This window comes from Nocardia flavorosea NBRC 108225 (assembly GCF_001613385.1).
In the GTDB taxonomy this organism is placed as follows: Bacteria; Actinomycetota; Actinomycetes; order Mycobacteriales; family Mycobacteriaceae; genus Nocardia; species Nocardia flavorosea.
The window spans coordinates 268,561-290,592 of sequence record NZ_BDCG01000015.1 but is presented as its reverse complement, the minus strand read 5'-3'; the positions used below and the strand labels follow the sequence as shown (position 1 = coordinate 290,592).

The following is a 22,032-nucleotide window of genomic DNA, read 5'->3' as shown; positions in this document are numbered from 1 at the left end:
TCCGGAAGAACCGCGCCGACGGCCTGCCCGATACGCACGAACTTCCGGCGCAACCCACCCGCTCACGTCCACATCAGCTGAGGACAAATGGATCCGGAGTCGGTTACGCCGACGCGGCACCCCCGGCCCGCAAGCGCGCGGCGGCGGCACGCTCGCCGCGGGAGTACGGGCTTTCGCAGTCGGCCATGTCGAGGGCGGTCTCGCACCCGCTGTCGCACGTCCGGGACGGATGTGGCGGCCATCGATCAGCGGGACGCCGGACTGCACCGGCGGTGTGGCGACGCCCACGGTCGTCGAGACCACACCCAGGTCGCCCGCGGTCGAGGACGGCGCGACCACCGGATAGCCTCCGACGCGGCCGGTTGCCTGCCTTCTGCCCGCAGCGCTGCGAGACTGAGAGCGTGACGGCACACGACGCAATATCGATCATCCGGGCGAAGCGGGACGGCGGCGAGCTGTCCGACGAACAGATCGACTGGGCCATCGACGCTTTCACCCGTGGTGCGATGGCCGACGAGCAGATGTCGGCGCTGGCGATGGCCATCGTGCTGCGTGGAATGAACCGCCGCGAAACCGGGAGGTGGACCCGCGCGATGATCGACTCGGGCCGCCGGCTGGATTTCACCGATCTGCCCCGGCCCACCGTCGACAAGCATTCCACCGGCGGCGTCGGCGACAAGGTCACACTGCCGCTGGCCCCGCTGGTGGCGGCGTGCGGTGCGGCGGTTCCGCAACTGTCGGGTCGCGGGCTGGGCTACACCGGCGGGACCTTGGACAAGCTGGAATCCATCCCGGGCTGGTGTGCCGATATCAGCCCGGACCGGATGCGCGAAATCCTGTCCGACCCGGCCGCCGGCGCCGTGGTCTGTGCCGCCGGCCCCGATCTCGCGCCGGCGGATAAACGCCTCTACGCCTTGCGCGACACCACGGGCACGGTCGAATCGATCCCGCTGATCGCGAGTTCGATCATGAGCAAGAAGATCGCCGAAGGCACCGCCGCCCTCGTACTCGATGTAAAGGTCGGCGCGGGCGCCTTCATGCCGACCCGGTCCGAAGCGCACACACTGGCCACCACCATGGTCGAGCTGGGCGCCGACGCCGGGGTGCACACCGTCGCCCTGCTGACGGCCATGGACACACCGATCGGCCGCACCGCGGGCAATTCGCTCGAGGTCGCCGAGGCGGTGGAGGTGCTGGCCGGTGGCGGCCCGGCGGATCTGGTCGAACTGACTCTGGCATTGGCCCGTGAGATGGTCACGCTGGCCGGACTGGACACCGATCCGGCGCAGGCACTCGCCGACGGCCGCGCAATGGACCACTGGCGCACCATGATCCGCGCCCAAGGGGGCGACCCGGAGGCACCGCTACCGGTCGCGAAACACACCGAAACCCTCTCCGCACCCGCAACCGGCACGCTGACCCGCCTGGACGCGCGCGCTGTCGGAGTCGCCGCCTGGCGGCTGGGCGCCGGACGAGCCCGGCAGGGGGATCCGGTCCAAGCCGCCGCGGGTATCCACCTGCATGCGGCCGTCGGAGACCGGGTGACGGCCGGCTCACCGCTGCTCACGCTGCACACCGACACTCCGGGCGCACTACCTGCTGCTGCCGAGGCATTGGCCGAGGCGATCTCGATCAGCCCGCATTCCCCGGAGCACGAGGGCCGCGCTCCCCTGATCCTGGACCGGGTCGGCCCGGGCTAGCCTGATCCTGCGGCGCCCGGCATATCCGAATCTCGCGGTCTCCACATGATCGTTCCGTGGCCCACAGACAACAGCCGCCCGACCGCCTCGGGAACTCGGAGTGAGCGGCAGCCGAAGAGGTGGGTTCATTCGGAGCGTACGGCTGCCCGGCCCGGAAATCGGCGATACCGTCGATACATGACCGGACCCATGCCGCTGGACCTCGCCACCTTGCGCCGGGCGCCGAAGGCGCTCCTGCACGATCATCTCGACGGCGGCCTGCGGCCCGCGACGGTTCTCGAACTCGCCCTCGACTGCGGTTACGACGAGCTACCCGCCGATGACGCCGCGGGTTTGGCCCGGTGGTTCCGGGAGGCCGCCGACAGTGGTTCGCTCGAACGCTATCTGGAGACATTCACCCACACCGTCGCGGTGATGCAGACCCCCGAGGGCCTGCACCGGGTGGCCCGCGAATGCGCCGAGGATCTGGCGGACGACGGTGTGGTCTACGCGGAGGTCCGGTTCGCGCCGGAACAGCATCTGGAACACGACCTCACCCTCGACGAAGTGGTCGAACACGTCCTGGCCGGATTCGCCGCCGGAGAGGCGGCGGCCGCGGCGGCCGGACATCCCATCGTGGTGCGCTGCCTGCTGACCGCCATGCGGCATGCCGCCCGCTCGCGGGAGATCGCGGAACTTGCGGTGCGGTTCCGGGACCGCGGCGTCTGCGGTTTCGATATCGCGGGCGCGGAGGCCGGCTATCCACCCACCCGGCATCTGGATGCCTTCGAATACATGCGGGTGAACAACGCCCACTTCACCATTCACGCGGGTGAGGCGTTCGGCCTGCCGTCCATCCACGAAGCGCTGGCCTTCTGCGGTTGCGACCGGCTCGGGCACGGTGTGCGGATCGTCGACGATATCGAGGTAACCGGCGGGATCGCCGACGCCCGGCTGGGGCGGCTCGCCCAGTACGTACGCGATACCCGGGTACCGCTCGAACTGTGCCCCTCTTCGAACGTGCAGACCGGGGCGGTGCCCTCACTGGACAAGCATCCGTTCGATCTGCTGGCCCGGCTGCGGTTCCGTGTCACCGTGAACACCGACAACCGGCTGATGAGTGATACCAGTATGAGCCGGGAGATGCTGAAACTGCACCAGACCTTCGGCTACGGCTGGAGCGATCTGGAACGTTTCACCATCAACGCGATGAAATCGGCGTTCATCCCGTTCCCGGAGCGCCTGCGGATCATCGACGACATCATCAAACCGGGCTACGCGGTCCTCCTGGGCTGAGGTGCTTATGCGGCGCGGGTTTCGGCCGCCTGAGGTCCCTGCTGTCCGCACTCGACCCTCGCGGTTGCGCCGCACCGCATCGAGCACGGAAAGCAGGGACAGACCGAAACCTTTCAGGGCCTCGCTGAACTCGGCTGCGCCGTTGGTTACGTCGGCGTCCGGTGCGAACCGGCGGGCCGCTGCGGCCTCGCTGAACTCGGCGCCACCGTTGGTTACGTTCGAGGGTGCCCGAACCCGGCGTACCTCGCTGAATCGGCGACACCGTTGATTACGTCCGGCTCACAGGGATGACCGGACCTGGCGCACGTCGCTGAACTCGATGACGCCGCCGGCACATCGGTTACCGAAAGGGCCGAACCTGGCGTGCTGGGCCACGCCTGGTGTCGTGACCAGGCACGTTGCCGTTCGGTGCAGGGCGAGTCCTTTGCCGATGTCTCGCTGCCCGGAAAACCTTCTAGGCTCTTCCCCGATGTACACCACCGAGCTCCACCAGCGCACCGCCCGCCGTTTCGGCTCGGTGCTCACCGCCGCGGTGCTCGCGGCCGGACCGTTGATCGTGGGCGGTCCCGCGGCAGCGCAGCCGCCACCGCCCACCACCACCCCGTTCGCGACTCCGGTCACCGACAGTTGCCCGCAGAAGACGCAGCCGCCGCCGGCGATCGACTCTTCCGAGGTTCCCGCGCCCGGGGAGGCCCCGCCCACTGCCCTGCCGATCCCCGACCCACCTGTCGGCGGTAAACGCCTCGGCGAATGCGGGGTCGTCCTGCCCGCGGGTGCGCCGGCGGTGCCGGCGGATATCTCCGCAACCGCGTGGATGGTCTCCGATCTGGATACCGGGGCGGTGCTGGCCGCCAAGGATCCGCACGGCCGGTACCGCCCGGCCAGCACCATCAAGGTGCTGTTGGCCACCGTCGCCCTGCGCACGCTCGACCTGGACCGGGTCGTCGTCGGCACCCAGGCCGATGCCGATGTGGAAGGCACGCGCGTCGGGATCGGCCCGGGGGGCCGGTATACCAACCGCCAACTGCTGCACGGCCTGGTGATGGCGTCGGGCAACGATGCCGCCCATGCGATCGCCACCCAGCTCGGCGGCGACGAGGCCGCGGTCGCGAAGATGAACGATCTGGCGAAAGCCCTGCATGCCTACGACACTCGTGCCGCCACCCCGTCCGGACTGGACGGGCCGGGGATGAGTACCTCGGCCTACGATCTGTCGCTGCTGTTCCGCGAAGCCATGTCGATACCGTTGTTCGCGCAGATGATCGGTACCGAGCAACTCGATTTCCCCGGTTATCCACCGAATCCGGCGATTCCCGGCGACCAGGACCACCCGGGGTTCCCGATCGCGAACGACAACGGGCTGCTCTACAACTATCCCGGGGCGCTCGGCGGTAAGACCGGTTTCACCGATGACGCCCGGCAGACCTTCGTCGCGGCGGCCGAACGTGACGGACGCCGTCTGGTCGTCACCCTCCTGCAGGCCGATGTGCTGCCGATCCGCCCGTGGGAGCAGGCCGCGCGGCTGCTCGACTTCGGGTTCGCGCTGGACCCCGCCGCGAAGGTCGGCGATATCCCCGGCGACGAGGCCGAAACCGTTTCCGGCGCTCCGGGGTTGGCTGTCCCGCCCGAAAACGGTGATGTCGCGTACTCCGCGCAACCCGCGGCGGACGAGGAATACGACGAACTGTGGATGCTGCTCATGGTCGCCGGTCTGATCCTGGTCCCGATCCTGCTGGTCGGCACCTGGCACGTCCGGACCAGGCAGCGCTGACATCCGGGCCGGGCCGGGCGGCAACACGAAAACCGCTCGGCCTGTCCGCCGTCCGGCCGTGAAATCCTGTGATCGCAGCAGCAACCCGGCAATCCGCCGCTACTCGGCCGACTTCCGCGCCCGGCCCCGGCGCAGCCTGGCGACCCCCAGTGTGGTGAGCGCACCCGCACCGAACAGTGCCGCCGCCCCGCCCATCCCCGGCCGCCCGGCCGTCTGCACCCGTGGCCGGATCACCGCGGGGTCGGGAACGGGAACCGAGATCAATTGCTCGTTCTCCCGCGCGGTCGCCGCCCATGCGGTGGCGAACAGGATGATCCGGTACACCACATAGCTGAACACCATGATGCCGATCACCGAACCGAATGCCGCGCCCGCCGGACTGCTCAGCACCGACCGCATGTAGATCCCGGCGATATTCTTGAACACCTCGAACCCGAGCGCCGCCAGGACCGCGGCCTTCGCGGCGCTGCGCACGGTGACCGGTTCCCGCGGCAGCCGAGCGATGATCCAGGTGAACAACGCCCAGGAGGCGACCAGTGCGAGCAGCGTCGACAGCAGCCACAACAGCCACCGCGACCCAGGCATCTCCTCGAGCCCCACCAGTTCCAGCAGTTGCACGCCGAGCCGGCTCGACGCCAGAATCGACAGTCCGAGGGAAAGAGCCAGCGCCAGGAACAGTCCCAGCAGGGCCAGCAGATCGGACAGTTTGGTGTGGAACCAGTTCTGCTCGTTCGATTTCTGTTCCCACTGCTCGGTCAGGGCCTTGCGCAGATTCGCCATCCAGCCCAGACCCGAGTAGAGCCCGGTGAGCAGGCCGAGCACACCCACCGCACCGCGCGAACCGACCGCCTGGTCGATCAGATCGTTGAGCTGGCCACCCATTTCGCCGGGGATGTTCTCGACGACCTTGTCCTGCAGTTCCCGCAGCAGTTCGTCGTTTCCGGCGAGTACGAAACCGGCGATGGCGAACGCGATCATCAGCAGCGGAAACAGTGACAGCACGGTGAAATACGTGATCCCCGCCGCGTAGTAGTCACCGCGCTGGTCCTGGTACCTGCCGAAGGCCCGGACCATATGGTCGAGCCAGGGCCGCTGCCCGACCATCCGGCTGAACGCGGATTTGACGTTGTCGATCACCTGCACTGTCTGCGCCCCTCACCGCCAACACGCACGGGCCGGGCGACCGATCAGCGGGCGAGGAACCCGACCCGGTCGTAGACCTGCGCGAGAGTGTTACCGGCGATCTCGCGCGCACGCTCGGCGCCGATGCCGAGGATGCGATCGAGTTCGCCCTGATCCGCCATGTACTCTTCCACTTTCGCCCGCAAAGGGGTGGCAAATCCGACCAGTGCGTCGGCGACATCCGCTTTCAGATCACCGTAACCGCGGCCCGCATAGTCTTTCTCCAGGGTGACGACGGGCGTTTCGGTGAGTGCCGACAGGATCACCAGCAGATTGCTGATGCCCGGTTTGTTCTCCACGTCGTAGCGGATTTCGCGTTCGGTGTCGGTGACCGCGGAACGCACCTTCTTCGCCGATACCTTGGGGTCGTCCAGGAGATTGATCAGACCGGCGTCCGAACTCGCCGATTTGCTCATCTTGGCGGTGGGATCCTGCAGGTCGTAGATCTTGGCGGTGCCCTTGACGATATGGGGTTCCGGGACCACGAAGGTCTTCTTGAACCGGGTGTTGAACCGCTGCGCGAGATTGCGGGTGAGCTCCAGATGCTGGCGCTGGTCCTCGCCCACCGGCACCTGATGCGGGCGGTACAGCAGGATATCGGCGGCCATCAGGACCGGGTAGGTGAACAGCCCGACGGTGGTGTTGTCCGCCCCCTGCTTCACCGATTTGTCCTTGAACTGCGTCATCCGGCTCGCCTCCCCGAAGCCGGTGATACAGCTCAGCACCCAGGCCAGCTCCGCGTGCTCGGGCACCTGCGACTGCACGAACAGCGTGGAGCGGGCCGGGTCGATCCCCAGGGCGAGCAGCTGCGCCGCCGCGATCCGGGTGCGTTTGCGGAGTTCCTTCGGGTCCTGCGACACCGTGATGGCGTGCATATCCGGGATGAAGTACAGCGCGTCGTAGTCGTCCTGCAAGGTCACCCAGTACTGCAGGGCACCGAGGTAGTTCCCGAGATGGAACGAGGCGCTGGTCGGCTGGATACCGGAGAGCACCCGCTGTTTACGTTCCCCGGCGGCCGGGGTCTGGGCAGGACTGGACATGCCCCGATCTTCGCATGTCGTTCAAGCCGAATTTCGCTCCGCCCACTTACGTGGATCGACGCCGGGCATACTGCGCTTTCCGGCCTTGGCCAGCTCCTGCTCCTGTTTGGTGATCAGCCGGTACACCGGCGCGCTCGGCCCGTTGAGCGCCGTTTTCACCCGCCGCGGCACCAGTACCGACGGCACCCCGTGCGCATTGCGCACCGACTGCGCCAGCCCCCGGTAGGCGAGCTCGTCGCTGCGTTTCCACTCGATCCCGTACATCTGCCGGATCCGCTCCGGCAGACTGCCCTGCACCAGCAGGTAGTACGCCGAACTCACCTGCCGCGCCGGCAGCGGCTGCGGGTAGGGCACCACATGCCCGCACAGATAGTTGCCGACCTTACGCGCCTCGTCGGTGAGGAACAGTTCGTCGGAGGCGAGGTAGCCGTCGAAGTACTCGCGGAATGCCCGGTAGTCGGCCGGGGCGGCCTCGCGCGGCATCCCGAACAGTTCCCCCCATCGCACATAGTCCTGGTACAGACCCTCGCGCTCGCCATCGGTGAGCCGTTTGACCAGCAGGTCGTACATGACCTCCGCGGATTCGAAGGTGAACGCCATGGTCATGAAGCTCAGGTGCGGGTCGTACGCGGAGTACGCCGTCCCTGCCGGATGGTGTTCCCCCGCATCCTCCGGTATCCGCCCCACCACCTTCCGGTGCTTCTTCCCGGTGAACTCGAGCGCCCGATCGGCTTCTTCCCGGCTCCCGAAGAACACCGCCTCGAACAGCTTCCCGGTGAGCGCCAGCCGGGTGTAAGGCGTATCCCGGTGCTCCGTGGATTCGGCCGTCCCCACATAGAGCAGTGGGTGGACCGCCCCGATCACCAGCGCCCGCAGCCCGTAGGTCAGGCCCACGGCCCGCTTCCGCATAACCCGCCGGATCATCGAATCGTCGGCAAAGTACCCCGTGTCCATGGCCATCTCAGCCTCCCGGTCCAGCTCAACCCTGAGCACCGCACATTCGCGCATCTGGCAATAGCATCCACCAGTTCAGGATTTCTGGCAAGGCCTACCGCCAAATTGCCCCCGCCCGCACCCGCCAGCCGTCCACCCGCCATCATTTAGAGATGGCAGCGCAGCGCACCTACGGCGGTTTGTCCGCGGAGGAACGGCGGGCCCAGCGACGGTCCGCGCTTCTGGACGCAGCTCTGGAGATCATCGGCACCCAGGGCCTGGACAAGCTGACCGTGTCGGGTATGTGCGCGCAGGCGGGTTTGAACGAGCGCTACTACTACGAGAGTTTCGGCAGCCGCGACGACGTGCTCACTGCCCTGGTGGACGGCATCGCCGAAGAGCTGGTCCTGGCCATCGTCACCGCCGCGCACTCCGCGACCGGCGATTCCCGCGCCAGAGCCCACGCCGCGATCACCGCCGGTATCCACCTGCTCACCGACGACCCGCGCAAAACCGAGGTCACCATGGTTGCCGCCATGGCCACCCCGCAGCTACGCGCCCGCACCACCGAAACCATCCGCGTCTTCGCCCGGCTGGTGGCCAGCGAAGGTATCGAGTTCTACGGCGTCACCGATCCCGCCCCGGACCCGGTGATCGATTTCCGCGCCACCTATCTGGTGGGCGGCCTCGTCCAAACCCTCACGAGCTGGGTTCGCGGCGATCTCGCAATCAGCCGCGACACCCTGATCGACTACACCACCGATGTCTTCGTCCTCCTCGGCGAAGATTTCGCCCAGCGCGACGATCCGGCCTGACCGGACCGGGAAAGCTCGTCGGCTCGCGGCGCGGCACAAGATGCGGCACGGCACACGATATTGTGCCGATCACACCTGAGTGAACGTTGCGGCCCCACGCCGCCGAGTACAGACAGCGCGCTGGTACGGCCGCTCAGAAATGAATCGGAACTGCCCCCAGCTCTTGCGGTCCGCCCTGCAGGATCACCCGGAAGACCACATCGCGCGACGGCCAGAAATCCGCGCACTCCTCGACCACCGAGGCGAACCATTCCCGCTCTTCCGGCGCCTGCGCGAGAAGCTGGTCGGCGTCGCGGATCGCGAGTACATACCCCGTGGCCTCACCGAGAGTGTCGTCGATATCCAGCAGACATTCGTCGAACGAATCCTTGTTCGGCCGGAAATAGTACGGGAACTGCAAGGCCGCGGCGAATTCGTCGTAGAGCCCCGCCACAGTACGCATCCGGCTGCCGCGTAGTTCGCGCACCCGGAAGCCTTCCGGGGCGCGGTAGCGGATACCGCTGAACTCGGCCGCGTCCGCCTGCATTGTCCCCAGAGCGGTCATGCCGGCGGCGGTGGCGCGAAGTTCGGCGTCGTAGGAGAAGTCCAGGAAATCCGCGAGCGCGAGAGGTTCGGGCATCAGCGCATCCTTGTGAAAGTGTCGTAGTGGTCGCCGGTGTACCAGGCCGAGCCGTCGCTGCCGGTGACGATCCGTTCGGCGTCACGGGACTGCCCGGGCTTCTTCGGGTTCACATCCCATTCCTGGTACTTGACCCGCGTACCGGAATCGTCGGTGGCCGGGAGCCGGCCCTCCCGGTTCTGAAAGGTGATTCCGCCTTTCGTACCGGGTGCGTTCGCCGAATCCGGCCAGCGGCCCGCATCGATCTCATCCAGAGTTTCGTAGGCGCGTTCGGGCACCCCAGCCACTCGCGAAGCCACCGGCGAGTCGGCGGCGGCATTACCCGACGAGGGCTCGCCGCTCACCGTCGACGTGGCACCGGACGACAGTGTGGCCGCGGTGTGCGACGTCGTCTCGTCGCCGATCTGGGTGAGCAGGGCTACGACGATCGCCACCACCGCGGCACCCACCGCGGACAGAATCTTCACAACTTTTGCACGCACAGAACTCCCCTTCATCGATACTGGACGGTCACCGGCGCATGATCGGACCAGCGCTCGGCGTAGGTCGCGGCACGTTCGACCACGGCCTGTTTCGCCCGCTCGGCCGCCTCCGGCGTCGCCAGCTGGTAATCGATGCGCCACCCCGTGTCGTTGTCGAACGCGCGCCCACGATACGACCACCAACTGAACGGACCATCACCCTCCGGGTGAAGTTTCCGCACCACATCCACGTACCCAGAAGCCAATTGTCGGTCGACCCAGGCCCGTTCGGCGGGCAGGAAACCCGATTTCTTCAGGTTGCCCTTCCAATTCTTCAGGTCGCGTTCGGTATGCGCGATATTCCAGTCACCGGCGATGACGAACGCGCCTGTGCGCGTCGACATCCGGGTGGCCAGTTCGTCCAGGAACCGGTATTTCTCGTCCTGTCGTGGCGTATCCGCTTCGCCGGTGTGCACATACACGCTCGCGACCGTGACCTCGTCGAACTCCACCTCGATATAACGGCCCGCGCCGACGAACTCGCTGGCGGGTTCGACACCGATCCGCACAGACTTCGCGGGCCGCCGCGACAGCACACCCACCCCCGCTCTGCCCTTGACTCCGGGTTCCGCGTGCGCCAGCACCCAGCCCTCGGCCAGCGCGGGAGCCAGCGCGGCGGCGATCTGGGCGTCGTCGGCTCGGGTCTCCTGCAGGCAGACGATATCGGCCTCGGTCCTGGCCAGCCAGGGCAGCAAACCCTTGCCCGCAGCGGCACGAACACCGTTGACATTGACGGTGGATACGATGTATGGCACGGGTCGACCCTATAAGGACGTGTCGTCGCCGCCCACCCGCGCCCACGAACCAACAGCCGGTTCCCACATCCGGGGACATCCGATAATCGACCTGTGTCGACTGTTTCCTCCCAGCCGAGAAAGGAGCACAGATGAGCCCTTCTGACACCGAAAAGAAGGGCGACCTGAATGAACTTCCGGGTTGCGCCCCGGAGGGACTGAAGGATCTGCGCACTGCTGCCGAGGGCATCATCCAGGACTACTACCATCTCCTGGGATCCGGCAATCCGTCCAAGGCTCCTGATCCGCAGAAGGTCTTCCAGGCCAAAGGCGTCGCCAACCCGGACCAACAGGCGACGATGCTCGACAACTACGACAGCCACGAGGAAAACGTCGAGAAGGTCAAGACGGACTACGAGGCCCAGGATGATGGTGTCTCCGTAACAACCGGAGGTGTCGGCGACGCAATCAAGAATGCCCACGATGCCATGGACAAGTCGGTCGACCGGCTCAACGGCAAGATCGATGCCGCCCACGATGCGGTAGTAACCGAAGAGCACGACGATGGCACAACCTCGAAGCACCTGCCGGATCACACAATCCAAACAGTGTTCGACGGAATCTGGGAAGCGCTGGACGAAACATATGCGGAAGTGAGCGGCGTTTCGGATAAGGCGGCAGAGGAAGCACTCAGCATCGTCGGCGACGAGAGAACCTACAACCAAAGCCCCTACAACGACACTCCACCGGGGTCGTACCCCACCGGCGGGCCGGGCGATGCCGTAGCGACCCCCGCCTCGTATTCGCCGGGTACCGCTATCGTCTCCACCGAGGACGAGCCCACCGCGTTTGCGATGATGGAGTACCTGATAAATGAGCATGGCTTCACCCCGGCACAGGCAGCGGGAATTGTCGCCAACGCGAAATTCGAATCGGGTTTCGACGTCGAGGCCACGGGGGACAGTGGTACGGCCCACGGCCTGTTCCAATGGCGTTTCGGTCGACACCAGGGGCTCCTGGATTTCGCCGGTCAACAGGGTGAAGACCTCGGCGACTGGCGAACACATATCGACTACATGGTTCGGGAAATGAACGGCGGCAGCTATAACGATGCCGCGAGGGTCGTCAACAACGACAACAGCAGTGCGGCTGCTGTCGCGAGAGCCTTCGACGAGGATTACGAGATCAGTTCCGGACATACGACCGCCGATCGAGAGTCGTACGCAGACGATCTCCTCAATAAATGGAAGGCCGCCAAGGGCGATACGGCGAGCCAGCCGAGTACCGACACCAGCGTCGTGGTCTGACGCGGATCGTCGGAACATTCTCACCACCGCCTTGTCTGCCGGAGGGCCGACGCATCGAGCTCGGACCGCACGGCCGGGCCTTATCCGCTCCCGTCCGAGACGCAACAGCGCGGAAGGCACGGCCATCGCCGGCCGTACAATGACAAGTCACCGCTACTTGCCAGGAAGGGGTGACGATATCGATGTCAGGCACCTCCGCAACTCCAGCACCCGAGCCGGTCACCGCCCTGCATCTGGGCTCCGGTGAACCGTTGCTCCTCCTGCACGGCGTCCTGCTCTCACCGCATTGCTGGGAACAGACCGCCACCCTGCTGGCTGCCCGGTGTGAGGTCTTCGCGCCTGCACTCGGCGGGCACTGGGGTGGGCCCGGGTTCCCGGACGGCCGCTACTCCGCCACCACCCTGGCCGACCGAGTCGAGGCACAACTGGACGATATGGGCTGGCGAACCTGCCATATCGTCGGTAATTCGCTGGGCGGCTGGGTCGGGTTCGAACTGGCCCGCCGCGGCCGGGCCCGCACACTCACCGCGATCGCACCGGCCGGTGGCTGGAAAACTCCCTCGATAACCCAGATCCGCGCCGCTGCCAAGATCGCGCCGATGATTCCGATCACCGAAATTCTCCGGCAGCTGGGTGGCTACCCGGTCGAGAACCGGCTCGTGCGCTGGGTGATGGCCCGCCTGCTCACCAAGAACCCCCATGCGGTATCCCGCGCGGATATCTCGGCCGTCGTTCTTGCCGCTCTGCACTGCCCCGCACTGCCCGCATTGACCGCCGACACCTTGCGGGGGCCGTCCCTGGCGAATATGTCCGATCTGACCACGCCGGTTCGGGTGATCCTGGCCGACTCCGACCGGGTCCTGCCGGCCTACGCACACGGCCGAAGGTTCCTGCGTGAGCTGCCCGGGTCGGCCGATCGGATCATGCTGAACAGGGCCGGGCATGTGCCCATGCTGGAGGATCCCGAACGAATCGCCAACCTCGTCGCCGAACACATCTACGCCAGCCGCGACCATCTACGGGCTGTGTAATTTCGCGGCGCCTGCGGCGCCGCGGGTTTCGGCCTCTCAGGGCCTCGCTGGACTCGGCACATCCGCTGGTCGCGTTGGGTTCCGATCGGACTCCCACACCACCGCCGGACGTACTCGGCGCAGGGCGTTCCGCTGCCGAACCCTGCCGCGCCCGTGTAGCCGGGCACGGCAGTGCTCCTACCGACCTGGATCAGAGTGCGAGGATACCCTTCGCCACATGGGTGACCTGGATTTCGTTGCTGCCCGCGTAGATCATCAGCGATTTCGCGTCGCGGGCAAGCTGTTCGACCCGGTACTCCGACATATAGCCGTTGCCGCCGAAGAGCTGTACGGCTTCCATCGCGACCTCGGTCGCCGCTTCCGAGGAGTACAGCTTCACGGCGGAAGCTTCCGAGAGGCTCAGCGGTTTACCGGCTTTCCCGCGCTCGATGATGTTGAAGACCATGTTCTGCACATTGATCCGCGCGACCTCCATCTTCGCCAGTTTGAGCTGGATGAGCTGGAACCGGCCGATCTCCTGACCCCACAGTTTGCGGTTGCGGGCGTAATCGGTGCACAGCCGCAGGCATTCGTTGATCACGCCCAGCGCCATGAAACCGATGCCGACACGTTCGGCCACGAAACTGGATTTGGCGCTTTCCCGGCCGTCACCGCCGCGGTGTTTCTCGGTTTCGCCGAGCAGCCGGTCGCGGCCGAGGCGGACGTTGTCGAAGAACAGTTCGCCGGTCGGCGAGGCGTGCAGGCCCATCTTCTTGAACGGTTTGCCCTGGGTGAGTCCTTCCATACCCTTGTCGAGCACGAAGGTGAGCACCTTGCGGTCGCGGGCGGGCGTACCGTCGCCCTCGTCGAGTTTCGCGTACACGACGAGGGTGTCGGCGAAGGGGCCGTTGGTGATGAAGGTCTTCTGACCGTTGAGGATGTAGTCCTCGCCGTCGCGCCGGACGTAGGTCTTCATACCGCCGAAGGCGTCGGATCCGGAATCCGGTTCGGTGATCGCCCAGCAGGCGATCTTGCGGAGGCTGACGATATCGGGCACCCAGCGCTCCTGCTGGGCGAGTGTGCCGCGGGACAGGATCGTCGCGCCGCCGAGTCCGGTGCTCACGCCGAGGGAACTGCACAGCCCCATACAGACACCGGAGAGTTCGCTGGTCAGCACGGCCATCATGGTCTGCTGATCGAATCCGCCGCCGGAGGGGTCCTTGTCCCCCGCGGCCGGTTTTTCGGCACCCTCGGCCGCCGCGCGTTTGGCCGTCAGTTGCTTGTTCAGTGCTTCCTCGGCCATCGCGCCGATACCGAAGTCCGCGTACAGCTTGCGCAATACCGGGTAAGGCAGCATTTCGCCGCTGTCCAGTGCGTCGAGATGGGGGCGCACTTCCTTATCGATGAAAGTCCGGACCGCGTCGCGGACCATCAGATCGGTATCGGACCATTCGAACATCGTCACCCTCCGGTATCACCGTGCTACAGCGTAAACCGCGGGCCACAGGCACCGCCGCTTGTTGACAGCGTGCCAGTTTCGACCCGCCGGCGCCATAGTTCCGGCGGTTTCGCGCAACCGGTGGTCAGGGCGCGACATCCGAAAGGATGGCTCCCCACTTCTGGGAAGAAGGAGCGCTGCGCGGCGATAATGGATGGCGTGCAAGGTGCCGGATTTCGATGAGACCCGCAGGATACTGGCGGGTCGAACTCGACCCGCCGCCCGGAGCCAGTGGTGGATTGACCGGCGTTCTCGACGCCGCCGAACAAGCCATCCAGAACTGTGCCGATCTGATGGCGACCGGGGCGCCGGCCGAGGCGCCGAGCATGCTGGACATGTTCCACACCCGGCACCTGGTCCGGCCCGCCGACCGTTCGACCATGATCGAGAACTACAGCACGAAAATTGCCGATGTCGATGCGGTCAGGCGCGCGCTGGAGCATCAGCACAAGCAGGTGATGACTTCCGCCGACAGGACCTACGACGCCTCCAGCACAAAACTCGCCGCCATAAAGTTCCATGTACAGGCGCTGCAGATATGCCTGGGCGGCCCCTACCCGGTGGACCGGTACGGAAGGTTACCGGCGCATACCGAGACGAGGCTCCTCGAAAACGTCCTCGATGCGGTCGACGATGTCTTCGGCGAAACCGAGGCCGCCGTGTCGTGGATCGGCGAGGAGAGCTATCACATCGATGGTGGTGGCACCTCTGATCTGGACCGGAACGGAACCACCCAACTCGGCAACACCGGCAGCGCCGGGAGCATGGAAAGCATCCCACCGATGCTCCCCATGATACCGGGCGATATGACACCGGGCGACGACAGAAGCGAAGGAGAAGACGACGAAGACGACAGGCCGAAGTATTTGTCGTCTTCAGCAGAATCCGACTACTCCGCCTACACGGGCAATACGACCACCGCCGCGGCGATTTCCGGCGCACTGGACGCCTTGGGCATCCAGGACCCCGAGGCCCGGGAGAACTGGACGCGCGGGTACCAGGTGTTGATCGCACGCGAGTCCGCCGGAAATCCCAATGCCGTCAACAACTGGGACAGCAATGCCGCGGCGGGGCAGAACTCCCGGGGGCTCACCCAGACGATACCGGGCACCTTCAAGGCCTACCACGTGCGGGGGACATCCGACGATATCCACGACCCGGTCGCGAATGTCGCGGCCAGCATGAATTACGTCATGCACCAATACGATGTCGAACCCGACGGCAGCAACCTGCAGTCCGCGGTCCAGCAGACCGATCCGAACAGGCCCGCGAAGGGCTACTGAACGACGCCTCCCACCGGCGGACCGCGAAGCCGGGTCGTGTACCACCGCATTCATGACAAAGGGCGCCGAGAACACAGCCCTGTTCTCGGCGCCCCGGGGAGCGCTACGGCCGCCACGATCCGGGGCTGTCGCACGCCGGGTCCGTGGGGCCGCGGATTCGTCAGCGCAGCGCGCGCGCCAGGTTGGCGTCGAGCGCGGCGAGGAATTCCTCGGTGGTGAGGTAGCCCTGGTCGCCACCGACGAGCAACGCGAGGTCCTTCGTCATCTGGCCGCCCTCGACGGTCTTGATGACCACATCCTCAAGGGTCTGCGCGAAACCGATCACCTCGGGGGTGTTGTCCAGCTTGCCGCGATGTTCGAGGCCACGGGTCCAGGCGAAGATCGATGCGATCGGGTTGGTCGAGGTCGGCTTCCCCTGCTGGTGCTGACGGTAGTGCCGGGTGACGGTGCCGTGCGCGGCCTCCGCCTCACAGGTCTGGCCGTCCGGGGTGAGCAGCACCGAGGTCATCAGGCCCAGCGAACCGAAGCCCTGCGCGACGGTATCGGACTGCACGTCGCCGTCGTAGTTCTTGCAGGCCCAGACGTAGCCGCCCTCCCATTTCATGGAGGAGGCGACCATATCGTCGATCAGCCGGTGCTCGTAGGTGAGGCCGGCCGCATCGAACTGGGTCTTGAACTCGGCATCGAACACTTCCTGGAAGGTGTCCTTGAACATGCCGTCGTAGGCCTTCAGGATGGTGTTCTTGGTCGACATGTAGACCGGGTAGTTCTGCTGCAGCCCGTAGTTGAACGAAGCCCGCGCAAAGTCTTCGATGGACTTCTTGAAGTTGTACATACCCATGATGACGCCGCCGTCCTCCGGCATCTTCACGACCTCGTGGACGATCGGCTCACTGCCGTCCTCCGGGGTGAAGGTCAGGGTGACGGTACCGGCCTGGAAGGCCTTGAAGTCGGTGGCACGGTACTGGTCACCGAAAGCGTGGCGGCCGATGATGATCGGCTTGGTCCAGCCGGGGACCAGACGCGGAACATTGGAGATGATGATGGGCGCGCGGAAAATTGTGCCGCCGAGGATGTTGCGGATGGTGCCGTTGGGCGACCGCCACATCTTCTTCAGACCGAATTCCTCGACCCGGGCCTCGTCAGGGGTGATCGTCGCGCATTTGACGCCCACGCCGTGCTCTTTGATCGCGTTCGCGGCGTCGACGGTGACCTGGTCGTCGGTCTTGTCGCGGTACTCGATGCCGAGGTCGTAGTACTCGAGGTTCAGGTCGAGGTACGGGTGGATCAGCTTGTCCTTGATGAACTGCCAGATGATCCGGGTCATCTCGTCGCCGTCGAGTTCTACGACGGTGCCTTCAACCTTGATCTTGGACATGGATCTTCGTGTCCTCCTAAGATGGTGCCCTCATTGCACAACCAGGCGAACACGCTTGTGAGCGGACCCCAGCTGTTCAACAGACAACGTATACATCCCGCGTTGTCCACGAGACGTCTGATGTAACCAAGACGAGCGTACTGCTTGTGGTGGTCGCACGGTGCAGCCAGCCCCGGTCGTGAGATCTCACAAAGTGAGTCGCGCCACAAGATTACCTGGTGGCGGCCCATGCCGATTTCGATCCACCACAGCCCACAGCTACCATGTGGAACAGGTCATGAGTGCCAGCGTCAAGCCCCGGCTCGCTGGCCGGCAACCCTCCAGCTGCGGTGGGGTGCTCCGGGTGATGACCGGGCTTCCGAAAGCCGGGAGCAAGCGCATGTCAGGAGGTCGCCGTTATGTGCCGGTGCTGGTCGCCTCGGCCCTGGCACTCCGTAACGCGGCGAGCAACCCCCTATTCTCTGGAGCACGATATGACCGCTGGCAGTATCCCCGCCCACTTCACGACCGCGACTCATATAATTCGGCTATTGCCGCCGGTCGCGGCCCAGCGGGCGGAAGCCATCGCGTGAAGGTGAGCACCGACCGGACCGCGGCCGTACCCGTGGCGCAGCTACCACCGTCCGACGGCACTGTCGGCGTGATCGAGATCGGCGAACTCACCCTGGAGAACGGGGCCCGGCTGCCGGCGGTCGAACTGGTCGTCCAGCGCTGGGGCGAACTGTCCCCGGCCATGGACAACGTGGTGTTGATCGAGCACGCCCTGACCGGCGATTCCCATGTGGTGGGCGAACCCGATGCCGACCATCCGCAACCCGGATGGTGGAACGGGATGGTCGGGCCGGGCGCGCCGATCGACACCGACGAATGGTGTGTGGTCGCCACCAATGTGCTCGGTGGTTGTCAGGGCAGCACCGGGCCAGGGTCCCCGGCCCCCGACGGCACGCCGTGGGGTGCACGCTTCCCGGAGATCTCCATCCGCGACCAGGTGAGTGCCGAGTTGCGACTGTTCGACGTGCTCGGTATCGACCGCCTGGCGGCGGCGATCGGCGGTTCGATGGGCGGTATGCGGGTCCTCGAGTGGATGCTGTGCGCCCCGGAGCGCCTGGCCGCGGCGCTGGTCCTCGCCGTCGGCGCCCGCGCGACAGCGGACCAGATCGGCACGCAGACCACCCAGATCGCCGCCATCACCGGCGACCCCGACTGGCAGGGCGGTAACTACCACGGCACCGGCCGGGCGCCGATGGCCGGGATGGGCATCGCCCGGCGGATCGCGCATCTCACCTACCGCACGGAGGTCGAGCTGGACAGCCGGTTCGCCAACAGTCCGCAGGCCGGTGAAGACCCCTGGGACGGCGGCCGGTACGCGGTGCAGAGCTATCTCGAGTACCAGGCCGAGAAATTGTGCAAGCGGTTCGATCCGGCCACCTATGTGCTGCTCAGCGAGGCGATGAACCGGCACGATATCGGCCGCGGCCGCGGCGGGATCGAGGCGGCGATGGCACGCGCCGAGGTGCCGTGCATCGTGGGCGGGATCGACTCCGACCGGCTGTACCCGCTGCACACCCAGCGGGAACTGGCCGAGGGCCTGGCGGGCTGCCGGCATTTCGAGGTCATCTCGTCGCGCGACGGTCACGATGCCTTCCTCACCGAGGCCGAGGCCATCGGCAAGCTGCTGGTCCAGACGATGGGTCTGGCCCGCACCCACCGCTGACGCGTAATCGCCTCCGGCACCCGGAAACACCCCGGGCGCAGGAATGTTTCAGCTCACGCCGAGCGTATTGATGGTGGCGGCGAGGAACACGATCACACTGCCCAGCAGGGTCAGCGCGCCCACATCGAACGGTTTGCTGCGTACTGCCAGCAACCCCACCCGGACCGTGGGCAGGCACAACCGGAATGCGGCGGCGATCAACGTGGCGCCCCCGAAGAAGATGGCGCCGCGTCGCCACCTGTCCTGGGCGACGAACACCACGGCGACCGCGATCACCGCGACCACCACCACCATCGGCAGATGGCAGCGCAGGAACACGGCCAGGCGGCTACCGGTGCCGGGATCGCCCTCGGTCACAGTCTCGGCGTCGGTCACGGTGGCAATTGTTCCAGATGGGCCGTTCAGGCCTGCGAACTCACCCGATTGTGCGATATCGCCGAACACACCATGGGCGCCGACCTGCGCGGTATCGGCTTCTCCGCGGAGGCCTCCCCTGCCGCCGCGTCAGCCTGGCCGTACTCACGGCGCGGGGCGCAACGCGGATCAGCCTCGGTGTCCAGAGCTTCGACGGATCCGAGGCCCGCGCCGCGCGAGGTGGGATCCGCGCGGTCCCGGACCCGCGATACCCGAGTGGCGGATCGACGGCGTGATCGGCCCGACGGCTCCGTGCCGTTCTGCCCGGCCGCTTCTACCACTGGATCAACGCCGCCGAGGGGGACACCGACGCCGAGTGGACCGCGATCGCCCCGTTCTTCCCGTTCAGCCGCGACCCGCACCTTCCCTGGGCCGGGATTCGGTGCTATCCGTCGACGGCGACGGCACGGTCCACCGCTGTCACTTCACCGGTAGCGCGGCGCCGCCCGGACCGATTCGGCGCAGCGGTCTCCGTCTGGACCGTCCAGGCCGATGGCCCGCCGAGGAGCGGTACGTCACCCGATAATCGTTCCGGCACGGGCTGGGCCGTTCCTGGCCACCACCACCTGGTTGACTGGTCGGCTGTGTTCCGATTGATGTTCCACGAACCGCGGATACCGGGCAATACAGGTAATGCGATCCGGCTGGCCGCCGGATCGGGCAGCGAGTTACATCTGATCGAGCCGCTCGGCTTCGACCTGTCGGAGGCCAAGCTGCGGCGAGCCGGACTGGACTATCACGACCTGGCCTCGGTAACCGTCCATCCGGACCTGGCCACCGCATGGTCGCGGCTGATGCCCGAGCGGGTGTACGCGTTCACGACGAGAGCGGGTACTCCGCACACCGATATCGCCTACCGCCCGGGTGACGTGCTGCTCTTCGGCGCCGAACCGTCGGGGCTGCCGGCCGAAGTACTCGCCGACGAGCACCTCACCGGAGAGGTGCGCATCCCGATGCTGCCGGGCCGCCGGTCGATGAACCTCGCCAACGCGGCAGCGGTGGCGGTGTACGAGGCGTGGCGCCAGCACGGGTTCCCGGGCGCGGTCTGATCCCGGCCGTATCTCCGGATCCGATCCAGGATCGCGTGAGGCTGCTCGTCGAGGTCACCTATGCGCCGGATTCGCCGAATCAGAACTACGCGAAACCGGGTGGGGTGCTACCACAGCTGGTGGCCGAGGCCGTGGAATGCCCGGAGGAGCCATACGACGGAAATCTGCAACCGGGTGATGTGGACGAGTGACTCCGGCTTCCCGGATCAGCCGATCTCGAACCTCTTGTGCCGGGCCGTCGCTCCCGCGGTGAGTCGTACCGCGCTTTTGGGGACCCCGAAATAACCGGCGAGCAGTTCGGCTGCGGCCTTGTTCGCTTTGCCCTCGACGGCCGGTGCCCGCACCCACAGTTGCAAGGTGCCGTCGGGTAGTTCTTCCACCAGCGGGCCTTTGCGGCTGTTCGGCTTGATCATTGCGCGCACCGTGGTCGCCATGCCGCCCTATTCTCCGGCCGATCCACCGGACTCGTCCGCGGGTCCGCCGGACTTGTCCGTCGGATGAGCGGACTTGTCCGCCGCCCCGGGCTTACCGGCAGCACCGGACTCTTCGGCCGAAACGGCGGCGGCCTCCGGGGTTGCGGAGCCGACGGATCCCACCGGGGGCGTAACCGCTGTGGTGGTGCGGGACCGATGACGCCGCCCCCGGAAGAGCCGGACCACCGCCGCGAGGATCGCACCGAGTACGGCAAGGAAGCCCAGCCACGGCAGTGCCTGCCCGGCGAACACCACGGCGTCCTTCAACCAGTCGATCAGCGAATGCCATCCGTCGACCACACCGTCCCAGAAGTTGGCGGGTCCGGTATCGCCCTTCTTCTCGGCAGTGGTGCCGATATCGATGGTCAGCGTGGAGAGGGTGATCTGGTCGTCGAGGTAGCGGCGCTGGCCGGTGAGACTGTCGAGTTCGGCCTGCCGGTCGGCGAGGGCTTCTTCGGCGGCGATGAGGTCGGCGGTATTGGCGGCGCGGGCCATCAGATCGCGGAGCCGGTCGACCGAGGCGCGCAGGGCCGTGATCCGGGCATCGAGGTCCTGCCATTGCAGGGTGACGTCGTCACGGTTGGTGCTGATCTCGGTGACCTCGCCGATCTCCCCGAGACCGTCGATGAACGCGTCGGTTTCGCCGGCCGGGATCCGGATGACCAGATTCGCGTGCGGATCGTCGTCCCCGGTGCCGGGGTTCTCGGTGCGCTGATCGATCCGCCCGTCCAGCCGGATCACGCGGTCGGTCAAGGTCTGCGCGGCGGCGATCGGGTCGTCGGCGGTGAGATCCACCGTCCCGGTGACCACTTCCTTACGGTCGGTGACCTGCGGCCCGTTGTCCGGTACGGGTGCCTGTTCCCGGGCCGGTGCCTGCTGGACCCGGAACCCCGGGGTCGCGGCGGGCGCGCCACCTTCCATCGATGCCGGCGCGTCCGTGGTGGACCCGGAACCGCCACCGCATCCGGCGAGCAGCACCGAACCACACAGGACCACGAACAACACCCCGAGCTTTCGCATGCTGGCAGCGTAATGGGTGTTCGGGGATCAGGTACCCGAACGCCGGCCCCGCGACCCCGGACCGGCACCGCTAGCATCCATCCCGACAGCACCATCGCCGGATCGGCTTCACGAACCGGCGCTCCGCGTCGTACGCGACGTAGCCGGCCGCGACGCCGAGCTCAGCAAGATGCGTCAGGTTTCGGCCACCCCCACGGGCCGGACGCAACCAACGGTGGCGCCGAGCTCAACAAGATGCGTCAGATTTCGGCCACCCCCACAGATCGGACGCAACCAACGGCGGCGCCGAGTTCAGC

21 protein-coding genes and 1 riboswitch are annotated in these 22,032 nt (G+C 66.4%); of the genes, 10 read left to right on the top strand and 11 right to left on the bottom strand.

The window, feature by feature from the left end:
- The first annotated feature begins 401 nt into the window (after nucleotides 1–401).
- The 3 genes from NFL01S_RS19565 (at nucleotide 402) to NFL01S_RS19555 (ending at nucleotide 4,746) form a co-directional block, all read left to right on the top strand.
- Nucleotides 402–1,700: a thymidine phosphorylase gene (locus NFL01S_RS19565; RefSeq protein ID WP_062977316.1), complete on the top strand. Its 1,299-nt coding sequence runs from the start codon at nucleotides 402–404 to the stop codon at nucleotides 1,698–1,700.
- A gap of 177 nt (nucleotides 1,701–1,877) precedes the next feature.
- The gene (locus NFL01S_RS19560; RefSeq protein WP_062977314.1) at nucleotides 1,878–2,975 is read left to right on the top strand and encodes an adenosine deaminase; all 1,098 of its coding nucleotides are present in this window, start codon (nucleotides 1,878–1,880) and stop codon (nucleotides 2,973–2,975) included.
- A 469-nt stretch (nucleotides 2,976–3,444) separates the two neighbouring features.
- The gene (locus tag NFL01S_RS19555) at nucleotides 3,445–4,746 is read left to right on the top strand and encodes a D-alanyl-D-alanine carboxypeptidase family protein (protein WP_062977313.1); all 1,302 of its coding nucleotides are present in this window, start codon (nucleotides 3,445–3,447) and stop codon (nucleotides 4,744–4,746) included.
- Nucleotides 4,747–4,845: 99 nt separating this feature from the next.
- Here NFL01S_RS19555 and yhjD read toward each other — a convergent pair whose 3' ends face one another.
- The 3 genes from yhjD to NFL01S_RS19540 are packed head-to-tail and all read right to left on the bottom strand — an operon-like array spanning nucleotide 4,846 to nucleotide 7,928.
- Nucleotides 4,846–5,889, bottom strand: a complete 1,044-nt coding sequence (gene yhjD, locus NFL01S_RS19550) for an inner membrane protein YhjD (RefSeq protein ID WP_174555702.1) — start codon at nucleotides 5,887–5,889, stop codon at nucleotides 4,846–4,848.
- A 44-nt stretch (nucleotides 5,890–5,933) separates the two neighbouring features.
- Nucleotides 5,934–6,968, bottom strand: a complete 1,035-nt coding sequence (gene trpS / locus NFL01S_RS19545) for a tryptophan--tRNA ligase (protein WP_062977311.1) — start codon at nucleotides 6,966–6,968, stop codon at nucleotides 5,934–5,936.
- Nucleotides 6,969–6,989: 21 nt separating this feature from the next.
- A complete protein-coding gene (locus tag NFL01S_RS19540; RefSeq protein ID WP_245670791.1) occupies nucleotides 6,990–7,928 on the bottom strand; it encodes an oxygenase MpaB family protein in 939 nt (312 codons plus the stop codon).
- A gap of 146 nt (nucleotides 7,929–8,074) precedes the next feature.
- Here NFL01S_RS19540 and NFL01S_RS19535 point away from each other — a divergent pair, with 146 nt between their 5' ends.
- Complete coding sequence (locus tag NFL01S_RS19535) at nucleotides 8,075–8,716, top strand: TetR/AcrR family transcriptional regulator (protein WP_062977308.1); 642 nt, start codon at nucleotides 8,075–8,077, stop codon at nucleotides 8,714–8,716.
- Nucleotides 8,717–8,849: 133 nt separating this feature from the next.
- Here the strand turns inward: NFL01S_RS19535 and NFL01S_RS19530 are convergent, their stop codons facing one another.
- Genes NFL01S_RS19530 through NFL01S_RS19520 form a run of 3 tightly spaced genes read right to left on the bottom strand, consistent with a single transcriptional unit; the run spans nucleotide 8,850 to nucleotide 10,611 of the window.
- Nucleotides 8,850–9,335 (bottom strand): barstar family protein, encoded by a 486-nt coding sequence (locus tag NFL01S_RS19530; RefSeq protein ID WP_062977306.1) that lies wholly within the window; start codon nucleotides 9,333–9,335, stop codon nucleotides 8,850–8,852.
- Entirely contained in the window at nucleotides 9,335–9,817 is a 483-nt protein-coding gene (locus NFL01S_RS19525; RefSeq protein WP_245670790.1) for a guanyl-specific ribonuclease, read from the bottom strand. Before NFL01S_RS19525 ends, NFL01S_RS19530 begins: the two co-directional genes overlap by 1 nt.
- Nucleotides 9,818–9,828: 11 nt before the next feature.
- Nucleotides 9,829–10,611 (bottom strand): exodeoxyribonuclease III, encoded by a 783-nt coding sequence (locus NFL01S_RS19520; protein ID WP_062977302.1) that lies wholly within the window; start codon nucleotides 10,609–10,611, stop codon nucleotides 9,829–9,831.
- Between the two features lie 131 nt (nucleotides 10,612–10,742).
- Between NFL01S_RS19520 and NFL01S_RS19515 the strand changes: the two genes are divergently transcribed.
- Both NFL01S_RS19515 and ephH read left to right on the top strand, forming a co-directional pair.
- A complete protein-coding gene (locus tag NFL01S_RS19515) occupies nucleotides 10,743–11,897 on the top strand; it encodes a phage tail tip lysozyme (RefSeq protein ID WP_062977301.1) in 1,155 nt (384 codons plus the stop codon).
- 182 nt (nucleotides 11,898–12,079) lie between these two features.
- Nucleotides 12,080–12,928, top strand: a complete 849-nt coding sequence (ephH, locus tag NFL01S_RS19510) for an epoxide hydrolase EphH (RefSeq protein WP_062977298.1) — start codon at nucleotides 12,080–12,082, stop codon at nucleotides 12,926–12,928.
- Between the two features lie 190 nt (nucleotides 12,929–13,118).
- On the opposite strand, the gene NFL01S_RS19505 is transcribed toward ephH, so the two are convergent.
- Nucleotides 13,119–14,366, bottom strand: coding sequence for an acyl-CoA dehydrogenase family protein (locus NFL01S_RS19505; protein WP_062977296.1), 1,248 nt, complete (start codon nucleotides 14,364–14,366; stop codon nucleotides 13,119–13,121).
- Between the two features lie 218 nt (nucleotides 14,367–14,584).
- Here NFL01S_RS19505 and NFL01S_RS36295 point away from each other — a divergent pair, with 218 nt between their 5' ends.
- On the top strand, nucleotides 14,585–15,688 hold the full coding sequence (locus tag NFL01S_RS36295; protein ID WP_210744687.1) for a transglycosylase SLT domain-containing protein: 1,104 nt from the start codon (nucleotides 14,585–14,587) through the stop codon (nucleotides 15,686–15,688).
- A gap of 160 nt (nucleotides 15,689–15,848) precedes the next feature.
- On the opposite strand, the gene NFL01S_RS19495 is transcribed toward NFL01S_RS36295, so the two are convergent.
- Nucleotides 15,849–17,066 carry an NADP-dependent isocitrate dehydrogenase gene (locus tag NFL01S_RS19495; RefSeq protein ID WP_062977292.1) on the bottom strand — a complete coding sequence of 406 codons (1,218 nt, stop codon included), beginning with the start codon at nucleotides 17,064–17,066 and terminating at the stop codon, nucleotides 15,849–15,851.
- Nucleotides 17,067–17,339: 273 nt separating this feature from the next.
- A riboswitch (SAM riboswitch) is annotated at nucleotides 17,340–17,450 on the top strand.
- 184 nt (nucleotides 17,451–17,634) lie between these two features.
- Between NFL01S_RS19495 and metX the strand changes: the two genes are divergently transcribed.
- Complete coding sequence (gene metX, locus NFL01S_RS19490) at nucleotides 17,635–18,780, top strand: homoserine O-acetyltransferase MetX (RefSeq protein ID WP_245670789.1); 1,146 nt, start codon at nucleotides 17,635–17,637, stop codon at nucleotides 18,778–18,780.
- 48 nt (nucleotides 18,781–18,828) lie between these two features.
- Here the strand turns inward: metX and NFL01S_RS19485 are convergent, their stop codons facing one another.
- The gene (locus tag NFL01S_RS19485) at nucleotides 18,829–19,074 is read right to left on the bottom strand and encodes a DUF3017 domain-containing protein (protein WP_051157170.1); all 246 of its coding nucleotides are present in this window, start codon (nucleotides 19,072–19,074) and stop codon (nucleotides 18,829–18,831) included.
- A gap of 704 nt (nucleotides 19,075–19,778) precedes the next feature.
- Between NFL01S_RS19485 and NFL01S_RS19480 the strand changes: the two genes are divergently transcribed.
- Complete coding sequence (locus NFL01S_RS19480; protein WP_062977291.1) at nucleotides 19,779–20,243, top strand: tRNA (cytidine(34)-2'-O)-methyltransferase; 465 nt, start codon at nucleotides 19,779–19,781, stop codon at nucleotides 20,241–20,243.
- Between the two features lie 35 nt (nucleotides 20,244–20,278).
- A complete protein-coding gene (locus tag NFL01S_RS19475) occupies nucleotides 20,279–20,434 on the top strand; it encodes a hypothetical protein (RefSeq protein ID WP_157116711.1) in 156 nt (51 codons plus the stop codon).
- A 15-nt stretch (nucleotides 20,435–20,449) separates the two neighbouring features.
- Here the strand turns inward: NFL01S_RS19475 and NFL01S_RS19470 are convergent, their stop codons facing one another.
- Together NFL01S_RS19470 and NFL01S_RS19465 are read right to left on the bottom strand one after the other, a co-directional pair.
- Complete coding sequence (locus NFL01S_RS19470) at nucleotides 20,450–20,677, bottom strand: DUF167 domain-containing protein (RefSeq protein WP_062977287.1); 228 nt, start codon at nucleotides 20,675–20,677, stop codon at nucleotides 20,450–20,452.
- A gap of 6 nt (nucleotides 20,678–20,683) precedes the next feature.
- Nucleotides 20,684–21,736: a DUF4349 domain-containing protein gene (locus NFL01S_RS19465; protein ID WP_063915995.1), complete on the bottom strand. Its 1,053-nt coding sequence runs from the start codon at nucleotides 21,734–21,736 to the stop codon at nucleotides 20,684–20,686.
- Between the last annotated feature and the right edge of the window lie 296 nt (nucleotides 21,737–22,032).

Bases quoted from the DNA above. Each gene is read 5' to 3' on its own strand.
- NFL01S_RS19495 (WP_062977292.1), bottom strand. From the start codon at position 17,066: ATGTCCAAGATCAAGGTTGAAGGCACCGTCGTAGAACTCGACGGCGAC.
- NFL01S_RS36295 (WP_210744687.1), top strand. From the start codon at position 14,585: ATGAGACCCGCAGGATACTGGCGGGTCGAACTCGACCCGCCGCCCGGA.
- NFL01S_RS19485 (WP_051157170.1), bottom strand. From the start codon at position 19,074: ATGGTGGTGGTGGTCGCGGTGATCGCGGTCGCCGTGGTGTTCGTCGCC.
- NFL01S_RS19555 (WP_062977313.1), top strand. From the start codon at position 3,445: ATGTACACCACCGAGCTCCACCAGCGCACCGCCCGCCGTTTCGGCTCG.
- NFL01S_RS19540 (WP_245670791.1), bottom strand. From the start codon at position 7,928: ATGGCCATGGACACGGGGTACTTTGCCGACGATTCGATGATCCGGCGG.
- NFL01S_RS19535 (WP_062977308.1), top strand. From the start codon at position 8,075: ATGGCAGCGCAGCGCACCTACGGCGGTTTGTCCGCGGAGGAACGGCGG.
- trpS (WP_062977311.1), bottom strand. From the start codon at position 6,968: ATGTCCAGTCCTGCCCAGACCCCGGCCGCCGGGGAACGTAAACAGCGG.
- NFL01S_RS19515 (WP_062977301.1), top strand. From the start codon at position 10,743: ATGAGCCCTTCTGACACCGAAAAGAAGGGCGACCTGAATGAACTTCCG.
- NFL01S_RS19505 (WP_062977296.1), bottom strand. From the start codon at position 14,366: ATGTTCGAATGGTCCGATACCGATCTGATGGTCCGCGACGCGGTCCGG.
- NFL01S_RS19530 (WP_062977306.1), bottom strand. From the start codon at position 9,335: ATGCCCGAACCTCTCGCGCTCGCGGATTTCCTGGACTTCTCCTACGAC.
- NFL01S_RS19560 (WP_062977314.1), top strand. From the start codon at position 1,878: ATGACCGGACCCATGCCGCTGGACCTCGCCACCTTGCGCCGGGCGCCG.
- NFL01S_RS19470 (WP_062977287.1), bottom strand. From the start codon at position 20,677: ATGGCGACCACGGTGCGCGCAATGATCAAGCCGAACAGCCGCAAAGGC.
- NFL01S_RS19465 (WP_063915995.1), bottom strand. From the start codon at position 21,736: ATGCGAAAGCTCGGGGTGTTGTTCGTGGTCCTGTGTGGTTCGGTGCTG.
- ephH (WP_062977298.1), top strand. From the start codon at position 12,080: ATGTCAGGCACCTCCGCAACTCCAGCACCCGAGCCGGTCACCGCCCTG.